Annotated in this window: 12 protein-coding genes; 11 read left to right on the plus strand and 1 reads right to left on the minus strand. The window is 49.5% G+C overall.

The features are described 5' to 3' along the window. Positions 1 to 48 precede the first annotated feature (48 nt). The 9 genes from ACOGW3_RS07260 (at position 49) to ACOGW3_RS07300 (ending at position 10428) form a co-directional block, all read left to right on the plus strand. Complete coding sequence (locus ACOGW3_RS07260; RefSeq protein ID WP_419902348.1) at positions 49 to 696, plus strand: KilA-N domain-containing protein; 648 nt, start codon at positions 49 to 51, stop codon at positions 694 to 696. A 229-nt stretch (positions 697 to 925) separates the two neighbouring features. Continuing rightward, positions 926 to 1159, plus strand: coding sequence for a hypothetical protein (locus ACOGW3_RS07265; RefSeq protein WP_419902349.1), 234 nt, complete (start codon positions 926 to 928; stop codon positions 1157 to 1159). After that, entirely contained in the window at positions 1140 to 2678 is a 1539-nt protein-coding gene (locus tag ACOGW3_RS07270; protein ID WP_419902350.1) for a DNA primase family protein, read from the plus strand. The genes ACOGW3_RS07265 and ACOGW3_RS07270 overlap by 20 nt, the downstream gene beginning before the upstream one ends. Positions 2679 to 2843: 165 nt before the next feature. After that, positions 2844 to 3620 (plus strand): hypothetical protein, encoded by a 777-nt coding sequence (locus tag ACOGW3_RS07275; protein WP_419902351.1) that lies wholly within the window; start codon positions 2844 to 2846, stop codon positions 3618 to 3620. A 486-nt stretch (positions 3621 to 4106) separates the two neighbouring features. Further along, positions 4107 to 4697: a hypothetical protein gene (locus tag ACOGW3_RS07280; RefSeq protein WP_419902352.1), complete on the plus strand. Its 591-nt coding sequence runs from the start codon at positions 4107 to 4109 to the stop codon at positions 4695 to 4697. Continuing rightward, entirely contained in the window at positions 4684 to 6705 is a 2022-nt protein-coding gene (locus tag ACOGW3_RS07285; RefSeq protein WP_419902353.1) for a phage terminase large subunit family protein, read from the plus strand. The genes ACOGW3_RS07280 and ACOGW3_RS07285 overlap by 14 nt, the downstream gene beginning before the upstream one ends. A 3-nt stretch (positions 6706 to 6708) precedes the next feature. Continuing rightward, complete coding sequence (locus tag ACOGW3_RS07290; protein ID WP_419902354.1) at positions 6709 to 6906, plus strand: phage head-tail joining protein; 198 nt, start codon at positions 6709 to 6711, stop codon at positions 6904 to 6906. A 5-nt stretch (positions 6907 to 6911) separates the two neighbouring features. Next, positions 6912 to 8393: a phage portal protein gene (locus ACOGW3_RS07295; RefSeq protein ID WP_419902355.1), complete on the plus strand. Its 1482-nt coding sequence runs from the start codon at positions 6912 to 6914 to the stop codon at positions 8391 to 8393. Next, positions 8374 to 10428 (plus strand): ClpP-like prohead protease/major capsid protein fusion protein, encoded by a 2055-nt coding sequence (locus tag ACOGW3_RS07300; RefSeq protein WP_419902356.1) that lies wholly within the window; start codon positions 8374 to 8376, stop codon positions 10426 to 10428. Before ACOGW3_RS07295 ends, ACOGW3_RS07300 begins: the two co-directional genes overlap by 20 nt. A 132-nt stretch (positions 10429 to 10560) precedes the next feature. Here ACOGW3_RS07300 and ACOGW3_RS07305 read toward each other — a convergent pair whose 3' ends face one another. Continuing rightward, entirely contained in the window at positions 10561 to 11793 is a 1233-nt protein-coding gene (locus tag ACOGW3_RS07305; protein ID WP_419901077.1) for an ISL3 family transposase, read from the minus strand. Here ACOGW3_RS07305 and ACOGW3_RS07310 point away from each other — a divergent pair. Next, positions 11780 to 11923 carry a hypothetical protein gene (locus ACOGW3_RS07310; protein WP_419902357.1) on the plus strand — a complete coding sequence of 48 codons (144 nt, stop codon included), beginning with the start codon at positions 11780 to 11782 and terminating at the stop codon, positions 11921 to 11923. The two genes, ACOGW3_RS07305 and ACOGW3_RS07310, sit on opposite strands and share 14 nt — an antisense overlap. 231 nt (positions 11924 to 12154) lie before the next feature. Then, entirely contained in the window at positions 12155 to 12715 is a 561-nt protein-coding gene (locus ACOGW3_RS07315) for a GNAT family N-acetyltransferase (RefSeq protein ID WP_419902358.1), read from the plus strand. Positions 12716 to 12749 lie beyond the last annotated feature (34 nt).

Raw genomic sequence — 12749 nt, forward strand, 5'->3', positions numbered from 1 at the left:
TCAAACGGGCACGCCCTTTTTAATGATCAGATCCACCGGCCAAGGTGGTTGTCGCAACCGGCCAAGGTTATTGTCGCTGAACAAGGCCGTGGTGATCGTGTCACCCAAGGCACATGGGTGCATCCAAAAGTTGCCATTCATTTGGCGCAATGGCTTTCCCCTGAATTTGCCGTCCAAGTTACCAACTGGGTGTTTGATTGGATGAACGGGGGAAGCACCGCCGCCCCACAAGAACCCACAAGGCATATATCTTCCGAAGAAAGCCACGTTTTATACCTCTGTGATGAAGCGTCGCGGTCTATGGAAGGTTTCCACCGGTTGCGTGAGTTCTGCGCCTTTATGGGCCGCAAGCATTCGAAGATGGAAGCGCAATTAATTAACGTCCATTCTCTTTTGCAAAGCCAGACACCCCAGCTTGAAACATTCCACCAGGTGAGGACACAAACTCCTCTACTTGGAGATGTGGCGACCGATTTGGTGGTTGAATTTTTAAAGGCAAAAACCATCGCAGCACCCAAATCCGAACGGGTGCTGGCAAAAACACTATTTTCAATATTTTTAACCTGGTGCAAGGGAAAGGGGTATTCGCCATTTTCCCAGGCGACCTTTGGCCGTGCGCTTTCCAGCATTGGCCTGAAGCGCCGAAAAAACGGCATTACCTATTACCATGGCATTCAATTATTGGAGGCAATATGACTAAAAACATACTATAGCAACCAGTGGTTTCTTTTTGCGAAAAAATACACTTGATAGAGTTATTACGGTTGTGTAATAACGATTAATGGCTTCACCACTCAATTATTACACCAATAACGAGTGGTGGGGCCTAATAAGTCCTTGCCGGGACTTTTCAACCGAGAAATGCGACAACATTCTCACATGTCCACCACTCTACCCGTACAGGTAGGTTATGGGAGCATTAGTCTTGTTCGCTCGCAATAGTCAAGTTGGGCTTAAAAGCCCTGTTTCTCAGGTTATTAGTGATTTTCCAGAAGAAACCCTTTCAATTGTACGCGCCTTGCTGGAAGAAGCGGTCATAGACACTTCTTTTGATAAAGACGCAACACCAAAACAGTGGCTAATGATGCCTCTTTCACCAGAGACATTAGCAGCCTTGGAGTTGTTGAAGGGACATTTCAATGGAGGTAAAGAACCATGAAAAAAGTGGTCAAATTCCACCAAAAAGTGCCGATATAGTCGAATTCCGCCGCCGAGGGGGCGGGGGTACAGTCGCGGAAGAGTTGTCGAAGCTTCCGCGCAACGACTACGGTAATTCCCAACGCCTTATACACTATTTCGGTGACGATATAATGTATGTGCCCAACGTGGGTTGGCATGCCTGGACCGGGACCCATTGGTCAGGTGATAGAGGCGAGGAAATCGCCCACCTACACGCGCAGGAAATAGGCTTCAAGATTAAAGATGAAGTCGCTTTCCTGGATGCCCAGGGGCCTTGGAAAGACGAAGACCCAAAGGACTTTGATAAACGTATCAAAGCCCATGCGGGTTGGGCGTCAACATCAGGGAATTCCAACAAGATAAAGGCCATGCTGATCGAAGCGGCGGTCCAACTTGTGGTGCCGTTATCCGAGTTAAACCAGGACAAGATGGTCTATAATTGCCTGAATTGTACCTTGGAGCTTCGGCCACGTTCACAAGGGGGGATTAAAGCCCGCCCCCATGACCGCGCCGACCGTATAACCAAAATTGCAAACGTCAATTATGACATAACAGCAAAAACCCAGGTCTTCGATGGCTTCTTAGAAAGCATCTTACCCGACGAAGACGTCCGTTTGTTCCTTATGCGCTGGTTTGGTTATTCCATGACTGCCTTGACCGGCGAACAGTGTTTGGCGTTCTTCTATGGCACTGGCTCCAATGGTAAATCCACCCTTATGGATTTCATGTCCTATATCAACGGGACCTATGCCAGTACCTTGCCCATTAACTCATTCAAGGACGACGACCGTAAAAGCGGCGGTCAAGCCACGCCAGACCTGGCCGTCTTGCCCTCTATTCGCTATCTGTGCCCGTCGGAGCCAAAGAAAGGCTTCAAGTTCGCTGAAGACCTTATCAAGTCTATGACCGGCGGCGAAAAAATGATGATGCGGAACCTTCATCAGGGTTTCCAAGAGTTTTACCCTGAATTCAAGATCACAATAGCGGGCAACCATAAGCCCATTATCCTGGGTGGTGATGAAGGGATATGGCGGCGTATAAACCTGGTTTTGTTTAACCAGCACATACCCAAACACAAGTGTGATAGGCAACTCCCCGAAAAGCTACGGGCTGAAGCGTCAGGCGTTCTTAATTGGATGATTGACGGCCTTATGATGTGGCTGGAAAGCGGCCTGGAACCTCCGGCGGCGATCACAGAAGCCACCGACGAATACAGGATGGACAGCGACCCCGTGGGGCAATTCCTGGAAGCATGCACCGAAGAAGACGACATGGCCGAAACTTCAGCCACCGAACTGTACCAACTCTATACCGCTTGGTGTTCGATCTTCTCTTCAGAGCCTATGTCTATGCGCTATTTTGGTTTCAAGTTGAGCGACAAGGGATTGAACAAGCGCAAGCGTGGTTCGTACTATTATCAGGGCTTAAAAGTGGTGGAAACCGTTGAAAGTCTTAAACAAAATGTGGGTGAAGACTATGGCGAAGAAGACAATATCTAATGGACCTTGCTGGACCTTAATTTTACAAGGTCCAGATATGTATCCCTTATATAACAACGGTCTTGGACCTTATGGACCTTAGGGACCTTATTTACACTATTTTATATATTCGCACACATGCACATGCACACATCAATTTTAAAAAAAACATGGAGATAAGGTCCTATGGTCCAGAGAACAGGGCTAAGCAAAGGAAAAGAAAAGACTTTTTGCCATTCGGCAAGGTCCAAACCAAGGTCCCCTAAGGTCCACAAGGTCCAGACCCCCGACAATCAAAACAGTCTTAAACGCCAACAACCTAACGAAATCATAGGCTTATTACAATGGGTCTATGAACATCACCAGGCCCACATAGGATTGCGCCGGGGTGATGGCCTGGAAGATATCGAGAAACAGGCCGATGGTATCCAGGTGTTTAAATCTAGTGCGGACGGTATCGTGTCGATTGAACGTATTGGCCTTCTGGGTGTGAAGATCGACTATTCCGGCCCCGGCCATCACGGCTTACCTGAAGCATGCGAGATCGTCCACGGGGAAGTCACGGCCCTGGACGGCATGGTCGCCGGGTTCGTCATGTCCCACGCCATAGCCGGAACCACACCCGATTGGATGCCAGGCGCGCGCCCGCTCATGGGGCCGGTGATCAATCCAAAGACCGGTGGCCCGCTGAAGATATGGGACAACAAGGGAAACGATAGGGGAACACACGTTGAACCCAAGCTGACCTTGGACAACATCAAGGCCGCCCGGCGCATTTACCACGGATGGTGGCTGACCCTGGAACGCCTGGCCGAAACCTTGACCCGTTCCGGTATTGAAGTGGCTGGCCCCGCCGCCGAATACGAACCCTGGATTATAAATACCCTGCTCGGCGCGATAGACCGGGCAATATCCCCTCACAAAATACCTAATGATATCAACCACCTGACTTTTTACGGTTGACTTTTTACGATCAAACGTTGACAGTAAGCACCAGCAACAGGTGCAAGCGAAGCACCAAGAACATAACCCCGGCTCGAAAGAGTGCGGGGTTTTCTTATGTCCAAATCGCTGGAGGAAATCCGATGAACTCACCGGGCCAAAGCCCCGGACAGTCAGCCCCTGCCCGCCCGCCTAAAACTTTGGGTCCTTCCTAGCCTTTTGGAACCATCACGGGTGGCTTGGGCGCGACTGTTATGTAGTTTTATTTTGTTTTTCAATAGGTTGACAAGGTTGACAGGGTTGACAACTCGTTGACGTGTCCCTGTTTACAGCTTTGAAGTTTTAGCAGAAACCACCCAGAAAAAATATATCATTTTGCAAATCTTGCCCTTTCCTCTTTGCCAAGCCAGCAAGGCGGCCAAAGAAATCTGGGTTTAAAAAACAAATCGCATTACCAACAAAATTACGCCACGGCCTTTTCAGCCGCACGGCCCCCTGGGGGAAAGCATGGAAAAATCGACCGGCAATCAATCGGACTACGGGCGCCACATTGGGAAGTCCCGGTCCTATGTTAGCAAGCTAGTGAAACAAAAAAAAATCCCTGTTGAACCCGATGGAACTATTAATTTCGCCCGTGCTGATTATGCCCTTCAGCGTGTGGCTGATCCGGCGCGGCAGACTGTGAAACCTCAAGAAACCGAACCAGCGGAGCAAACCAACCTTTTAAGCTCAGCCGCTGAAGGGATTTCGAAAGTTTCTCAGTCTGCCCCACCCGCTTCAAATACCTACGCGGATTTAAAAACCGAAAAAGAAAAATACAACGTTGAACTGGCCCGGATTGATTACGAGACCAGACAAGGCAACCTTCTTCCAAAATCAGAAGTACTTGAAGCCATGGAAGGCGCGGCCCGAACAATTGCCCAGGGCTTGGAAAGTTTAGTCGCCTACTCTTCTGAGATTGCAAGTGCCGGACGCACCGGCGGCGAAGAAGCCGTCCGGGCATGCCTGAAATCAAAAATTAAAGATATCAGATTACTGACCTCTGAAAGTTTACAAAAGGCGGCCAGTTTGGAGACTGAAACCGATGGCAGCACTTAACACAAAGGGCCAAATTTATGCTGCCCTTGCTTCAGGTTTAGCTCCGGCGCCAACGTTAAAGCCTTCAAATTGGGCTTCGGAAAATATTGTCCTGGTTGATGGCCCCCGCGCCGGTCAAAAATGGGACCCAAACTATGCGCCCTACCTGGTAGAGATACTTGACCGTATGGACCCGGCGGACCCCTGCACAAAAGTACGGGTAAGAAAACCCGGCCAGGTTGGCTTCACCCAGGTAGCCACCGCGTGGCTGGGTTATATTGCAGCAATATCGCCAGCTAACACGCTTGTTGTTATGCCGACAATTTCAGCGGCCCTTGATTACAACGAAGAAAAGTTAGACCCGGCGATTGATGCCAGCCCGTTGCTGAATAAAAAAATTAAAGCAATTGGCAATAGATCGGGCAAGGCCTCAACCGCAAGGCGGAAGAAGTTTGCCGGGGGGTTCATCACTCTAACTGGCGCGAATTCTTCTGTGGATTTAAGGTCCAAGACAATCAAATACGCCTTTCGGGATGAGATTGACGACTGGCCTTTGGATTTGAACGGCCAGGGCGACCCTATGGAAATGGTGGACGCCCGGCAAAGGTCCTTTTACAAAACCGGAGACTACAAAGATTTGGGCGGGTCAACGCCGACCATCAAAGGCGCCAGCCGGTCAGACGAAGAATTCGAAAATGGCGACCAACGTTATTTCAAAATCACCTGCCCAGGCTGTGGAGCGAAGCAACGAATGGTTTTTGAACATCTAAAATTCGATAAGGTCTGGCCCTATAACGCCTATTATGTGTGCCCTAACCAAGGTTGCATAATTGAACAAGCCGACCAGGAAGCTTTGGTGGCTGCGGGTTCTTGGGCTGCGGAAGACCCGGCCCCTGGGAAATATCCTTCATACCATATTGATATTCTGATCTCACCGGCGGTGACCTGGAACCAGGTTGCTGAAAAATTCCTAGATAGCAAAGACGATCCAACCAAACATAAGGCTTTTAAAAACCTATGGCTTGGCGATAGCTGGGAAGAGCGTGGCGACGCCCCGGAATGGACAAAACTTTATAACCGGCGCTTGACCTACCCACGGGCAACCATCCCAGATGGAGGCCTGGTTATTACCATGGCGTGTGACGTCCAGGCCGAGGGAATTTATTATGAAGTCATGGCCTGGGGGCGTGATGAAGTGAACTGGTCAATAGATGCCGGTTACCTCTATGGCGATACCGGATCGGGGGAAAACCAGGTCTGGAAAGATTTGGACCGCATTTATTTACGCGAATATCCAGATGCCTACGGCCAACTCCGCCCACTTGATCTTTGCGGCATAGATAGCGGTTTTAACACCGAGGCGGTTTATACTTGGGTAAAACGCCATGATAGGGCTATCGCCCTAAAAGGTGCAGACGGCTGGGGCCGTGCGGCAATAGGCACGGCGACGGAACAGGACGTCAATACAAAGGGGAAGAAGAGAAAGAAGGGCGGCTTGAAAGTCTGGCTGGTTGGAACCTGGGGTTTGAAGTCCAAATTTTATTCCAATCTAAGAAAAGACGGCGCTAGGGACGGCGCGGAAATAGACCCGCCAGGCTATTGCCATTTCTCTGAATTTCACGACGAAGGTTACTTCAAACAAATCACCGCTGAATACCTCAAAGAGGTAGAACAGAAAGGCCGGATAGTCAGGGTATGGCATGCCGGTGGCAAGGCCAACCACTATCACGATTGCCGTATTTACAACATGGCTCTGGTGGCTCATCCCTGGATTAATCTACCAGGCTTGTTACCGGAACAATGGGCGGAATTGGAGCGTGAACGCTGTCAGGCGGCCCCAGATATTCAAACCGATATGGCGGGAATATGGGCCGGGGTTTCTACCGATACCGCCCCACCAGAAAAAGAAGAACAACAGCAACCAGAAAAAAGCGCTGCCCCGATGGGTGGCGTTTCTCATTCCGGGACCGTGCAAACCAGTGGTTACCTCTCTGGCGCGGGTGGTTCTGGCTGGCTCAAAGGAAGGTAAAGCATGGCCTACACACAAGCGGATTTGGACGCGATAAAAACCGCAATCGCCAGTGGCGCGTTGTCGGTAGAAATCGACGGTCAAAAGATCGTTTACCGAAGCTTTTTTGAACTAGAGCGCGCCGAAGCTCGTATCCGCCGTGAAGTCTTCGGCCCAACTTCAAGGCCGCGTAGCGTCCAAGCCCGTTTCCGTCGGGAGTAATGCCTATGAAAAATATAAATATGCTGGACAAACTGGTTAACTATGTATCGCCGGTGGCCGGGGCTAAACGCCTGGCCGCTCGACGGGTTGCAAACATAACCGCCCGTTATGAAGGAGCCAAAAAGAAAGATGGCTGGCAGTCCGTTGGTACTTCTGCAAATTCTGAAATTGGCCGGGACCTAAAGAGCCTTCGCAATGTTTCGCGCGATCTATGCCGTAATTCTCCTTATGGCGCCCGTATGTTGGAAGTGTTTAGCTCTATTGTCATTGGCGACGGTATCACCCCGGCGGCCCTAGGGGATGATGACGCCGCCAAAAAATTAATGTCGTTTTGGGACGAATGGGCTGGTACCACGGCTTGTGATGCTTCCGGGATGACTGATTTTGCAGGACTTCAGACCCTGGCCGCCCGTTCTGTATTTGAAAGTGGTGAAGTTTTAATCCGCCGACGTGACCGCCGACCAAAAGACGGTTTGCCCGTGCCTTTGCAATTACAATTGCTCGAAGCCGACCACCTCGACGATATCACAGGGACGGTAAAAAACTCTTTAGACGTAGATATACAAGGAGTTAGATTTTCAGCTACCGGAAAAATTCTTGGGTATCATATATTTACCCACCACCCCGGTGACAATATCTGGGCAGCACAAAGAAAATCCGCGTTTGTTGACGCCAAAAATATCTCCCATATCTTTGCCAAGCAAAGACCCGGACAAGTCCGGGGCGTCCCACGCGGGCACGCAATCTATAATCTCTTGCGAGATATGGATGAATACCGAGAAGCCAGGTTGTTAAAGTCTAAAATTGAAGCAACTCTGGCCATCTTTGTAGGCACACAAAGAGAAGAACAAGAAGACGGTACCCGTCTTGGTTTATCGGCTCAAGCTGAAGCAGAGCCAAGAAATGACATGGTAGATTTGGCGCCAGGTATGGTCCACTACGGGCGACCTGGTGAAACCATAGAGACAATAAACGCCAGCTCCACTTCTGATGGCAACGCCCTACACCGAACCTTGGCCCAGGAAAGTTCTGTGGGTTTTGGTACAACATACGACCAAACCACCGGGGACGTTTCCCAGGCGAACTATTCTAGCTTGAAGGCTGGCGGTATCGTGCAACGGCGCATAGCCAGCCAAATACAAAAACAAGTATTCATCCCTTTATTTTGTCGCCCCGCCTGGCGGTGGTTTGTTGAGGCTGGTGAACTAAACAACTCCTGGCAAGGAAGCAGCCACAAAGCTAAGTGGGTGCCGTCGGCTAATGAAAAAATAGACCCGAAAAAGGACATGGAAGCCGACGCCCTGGAGCTTGCCAGCGGTCTTTCTTCCTGGGCCGACCAGGTGCAATCCCGTGGCCATGATCCCCGCGAAAAATTTGATGAATTGCAAAAGGAAATTCAGCGTTTCCGAGATGCGGGCATGAAACACCCCATGGATACCGAAATCATAAGAGTGAGCGAGAACAGCAATGAAAACAATGCAAGCTAAAAGCGCGGGTGCCGCCCGTGCTGAAAAAGGTAGTGGGGTGCGTATTGAAGCCATGGGTAACCAGGCAGCGGAGATTTACCTATATGGTGAATTTGGCTGGGAAATCCAAGCCTCAGATTTCCGGTACCGCTTTGAAGACCTTGGCCCCATCACTGCGGTGAAGGTGCGAATTAATTCTTTTGGCGGTTCGGTGTTAGAGGCTTTGCCTATTTACAACCTCTTAAAAGAACACCCGGCGGAAGTAACCGTCCAGATTGACGGCTTCGCCCTGTCCGCTGGCTCTTATGTGGCCATGGCTGGTGACAAAGTCATTATGCCGCAAAACACAACAATGATGATCCACGACCCAGCCATGTCGGCCTGGGGTAACGCGGAAGAACTCAAAAAAATGTCGGACTTTCTCGACCGCCACGCCGACCAACTGATGTTGGCCTATGCGGAGAAGTCGGGAACCCCGCCTGATAAAATGCGCGACATGATGCGCGAAGAAGTCTGGATGACGGCTGCGGAAGCCGTTGACATGGGTTTCGCTGATGAATTGGTGGAACCCCTGGACATGACGGCAATGGTTAAGCCGGACATTTCCGCTTTTAAAAAGGTGCCTTTGCACATTGTTAATCTCTTCAAAACAGAGGAAGAAGACCCTATGAAAATGCAAGCGAATGCAACTACTACACAAACGGCCCAGGCGGAACCTGTCCAGGTTGTTACAACTACGGCGCCCACGGCTTCCACGGCCCAGGCAGTGCCAGAACAAGCGGGCAATACTGACATTGCTATGGCCGCCGAACGCGAACGCTCCACGGCTATTTTTGACCTGGGTATGCGTCATGGTGTTATCGCCGGAGATATTACCAAGATGATTTCTTCTGGCTTAACTGTGATTGAAGCTAAAGCCCGCATTCTTGACGCTAATGCGGCCCTGACAGATGCGGCCCCTTCAGCGGCGGCCACCTCTGTGGAAATGGTCGAGGATGGCCAGGACAAGTTCCGCCAAGGTGTGGAGCTTTCCCTACTCAATCGCGCGGGTATCGGCGGTGAGCGTAACGAATTTGTTGGTATGACCCTAACAGAAATTGCCCGTGAAAGCCTGAAACTGCACGGTGTTAAGTCGCGAGGCATGAACCGTATGGAGATGGTGGGTTCTGCTTTTACCCTGGGTATGGGGGCGCATAACACTTCAGACTTTACCCATATCCTGGGTAACGTTGCCAACCAATCCATGTTGCGTGGGGCGGAAGAAGTTGAAGAGGTATTCCCCCTCTTTACCTACAAAGGCACCCTGACCGATTTCAAGGTTGCGTCACGGGTGGACCTGGACCACTTCCCAAGCCTTCAGCAAGTGAACGAGGGGGCGGAATATAAAAACGTCACCATTGGAGACAGCGCCGAAACACTAAAACTGGCCACCTATGGGAACGTTTTCGCCATCACCCGCCATGCCATTGTTAATGACGACATGGACGCATTCACAAAAATTCCGCGTCGTTTTGGCCGTGCGGCACGTCGCACCGTTGGTGATTTGGTCTTCGCTCAGTTGACCAGTAACCCGGTCATGGCGGACGGCAAGGAGCTATTCCACGTAGACCACAAAAACTTATCTGGGGCGACGGGTATTACTTCCGACAGCCTGGACGGCATGCGCGTGGCTATGGCCACCCAGAAAAGTGGCCAGGCAACGCTTGGCATTCGCCCGCGCTTCCTTTTGGTGCCAGTGGCACTTCAGGGGACGGCGTCTTCTGTGGTTGCCGGTGAATACCACTCTGAAAAGGGTGACAAGAAAATCCCTAACCCGGTTCGCGATAGCTTTGAAGTTATCAGCGATAGCCGCCTGGATGCGAACAGTGCCACAAAATGGTACGGGGCAGCAGACGCCAACGTCCAGGACACCATTGAAGTATCCTACCTTGATGGCAATGAAATGCCGTTCTTGGAAAACCGGGACGGCTGGCGCGTAGATGGCACGGAATTTAAAGTCCGTATTGACGCGGTCGCCAAGGCTTTGAGCGCGAAGGGTCTGCACAGAAACGGCTAAGCCCTGGCTTAGCTTTCCCACGACCAGGCGGTCTTCTCTTTTGCGATTAAGAGGACCGCCTTTTCTATTTCATATTTTTGCGAGGAAAAGCAGAATGAAAAACTAGGCACTTCTCCGCTTTGTTGAGTAGATTTAGGATTTCAAATAGAGCATAGATTGATTATCTGGAATGGATGATTGTCTAATTTTGAGTTTGAAGTATTCGGTATCCTTGATGCCTCTGGCTCGCTTACGGATCATTCCTATACTGACATTACCAGCCTCTATCCTGGCGCTTGTGAGCTTGTGTTTGGCGTAGTTGCAGATGCCCACACAATGTTTCCGTAGGGATTTCGCGAACTTTTTTAGATAGAGCATCTGTGACTGATCTGCTATCAGGCACCAACGTTCCAGTTGCTCCGCCATCGCCTCAAATGAAGCGGCACTCCACAGCAGCTGAAGCTGTTCTTTCAAGACGTAAAGTGCATTCAGGTTGCTATTGCTCTCCAGCAACCTTTGCAGCTTGTCACTTTGTTTTTCACTCAACTTATCCGCATTTTTGAGCAACAGATAATGCGTCCCTTTCATCAACTCTTTACCACTTGGATCGGCCTTTCTGAACTCAAGTCGACGCTGATTATGGATAGCTTTGCTGTAGTTTTTCATGACGTGGAAACGGTCAAATACTATGTCGGCCAACGGCAAAGACTCTCTGACAGCCTTTTGGTAGGCAGGCCCCATATCCATCGCTACGGCCTTTATTTTGCAGGCTGTATCTGGTTGCAGTTGTTTCAAAAACCTTGAAAAAACCTCGGCAGTTCGGCCTGCTTCAACCCAGATCAGATGACCGCCAACCATATCGTAGACCACCGTCATGTAGTCATGACCTTTCGCCCGGGCAACTTCATCTACACCAATATATTCCAAGCCAGTTAGCTCTGCAGGATCAAGCGTAGGGAGAGTTTCAATAAGGTATGCCCTGTCGATATTCTTGACCGTTTCCCATCGTATATCCAAATGTCTGGAAACCGCTTGAATAGACATATGCCGACATAATCCACTGATCAGTCGGCAAAATCGGTGAGTGAAACGGCACCCTTTATCAACAAAATCACACCCCTCAATGCGGCGTTCGCCCTTGTTAATATAAACCTGCGCCAGCTCAATCTCGACCACACAAGGATACCCAAAAAGGGGGATGTCGTTTACTTGTCGGCGGACATGCTGGTTGATGCTTCCCTTCTGGCCTGTAGCAGGGTCTATAGCCCTCCTACGCGCGTCTCGGCTGCAGTGAATGACAATCTTAACACCGCCGTCATCCAGTTTAATTTCATTTACACGTTGCCCTTTGAGGCCTAAAATATGCTGCGAGATGTTGATTGTCATATACCTTCTCTATGTAAAGTTATCAGAAACCATACATATCAACAGGTTACTTGGCGGTCGGCATCTTTTTCTACTCAACAAAGCGGAGAAGAGCCGAAATTTCAACAAAATAAAGACAGCGACGACATAGCTTCAAAACTTACTCAGGAGGAAATAAAAGCTATTTACAGCCTTAAAAACATTGAAGATTTCAAAACCATCATCCCCAAATTTAACGCCCTTGAGCCTAAAATCGAAAACACAGGCAAAGAATTTTCAAAAGAGATCATTGCCAATATATTCCCACAATTGTTAAAAATAATCGACAAGTACGAACCTTTGATCAGCGCCTATCTGCTTATACCAAAAATGAATTTAACTAATGGCTAAGCTAAAATTAAACTTGGCTTTAGCGACCACCGCTCGCCTGAAATTACGTTTATTTGAAGACGGCGACGCTATTGTAATATCTGAATTAATGACACCCGACGTAAGCAGGTGGCTCTCAAGTTGGCCCGCAAATATTACAAAACAGGAAACCTTGATCAAAATATCCAAATATAGAAACGACACTATGGATAAGAGAGGCCTGACCGTTGCCATTATCCGCCTCGAAGACAATTGCGTCATTGGCTCCCTCAGTGTAGGCGTAAAGCCAGATAATACCAAAGTGGGCGTCATAGGATATTGGATTGGAGAACAATTCCAAGGAAAAGGATACCTGGGAGAAATCATTAATTGTTTCGTTAACGATGCTTTTAAGTATCTTGGGATTAAAACTCTCGAAGCTGGTGCCCAGCTTGAGAACCATGCTTCTTTTGCCATGATGCGGAAAATGGGAATGGCCCCAATCGGCAAAAAATCACTTTATGTCCCCTCTCGCGATAGAGATGAAGAAGTCCTTTATTATGCCCTATCCCGGCCAAATGAATCGGACAAGTGAGCCAACCAGGTGAAAACGTATAAGCTTCCCCTAC

It is taken from the genome of Kiloniella sp. (assembly GCF_965205715.1).
Lineage (GTDB): Bacteria > Pseudomonadota > Alphaproteobacteria > Kiloniellales > Kiloniellaceae > Kiloniella.

Coding starts and splice junctions, on each gene's coding strand:
- ACOGW3_RS07270 (WP_419902350.1), top strand. CDS start 1,140: ATGGAGGTAAAGAACCATGAAAAAAGTGGTCAAATTCCACCAAAAAGT.
- ACOGW3_RS07275 (WP_419902351.1), top strand. CDS start 2,844: ATGGTCCAGAGAACAGGGCTAAGCAAAGGAAAAGAAAAGACTTTTTGC.
- ACOGW3_RS07280 (WP_419902352.1), top strand. CDS start 4,107: ATGGAAAAATCGACCGGCAATCAATCGGACTACGGGCGCCACATTGGG.
- ACOGW3_RS07285 (WP_419902353.1), top strand. CDS start 4,684: ATGGCAGCACTTAACACAAAGGGCCAAATTTATGCTGCCCTTGCTTCA.
- ACOGW3_RS07290 (WP_419902354.1), top strand. CDS start 6,709: ATGGCCTACACACAAGCGGATTTGGACGCGATAAAAACCGCAATCGCC.
- ACOGW3_RS07295 (WP_419902355.1), top strand. CDS start 6,912: ATGAAAAATATAAATATGCTGGACAAACTGGTTAACTATGTATCGCCG.
- ACOGW3_RS07300 (WP_419902356.1), top strand. CDS start 8,374: ATGAAAACAATGCAAGCTAAAAGCGCGGGTGCCGCCCGTGCTGAAAAA.
- ACOGW3_RS07310 (WP_419902357.1), top strand. CDS start 11,780: ATGTTGATTGTCATATACCTTCTCTATGTAAAGTTATCAGAAACCATA.
- ACOGW3_RS07305 (WP_419901077.1), bottom strand. CDS start 11,793: ATGACAATCAACATCTCGCAGCATATTTTAGGCCTCAAAGGGCAACGT.
- ACOGW3_RS07315 (WP_419902358.1), top strand. CDS start 12,155: ATGGCTAAGCTAAAATTAAACTTGGCTTTAGCGACCACCGCTCGCCTG.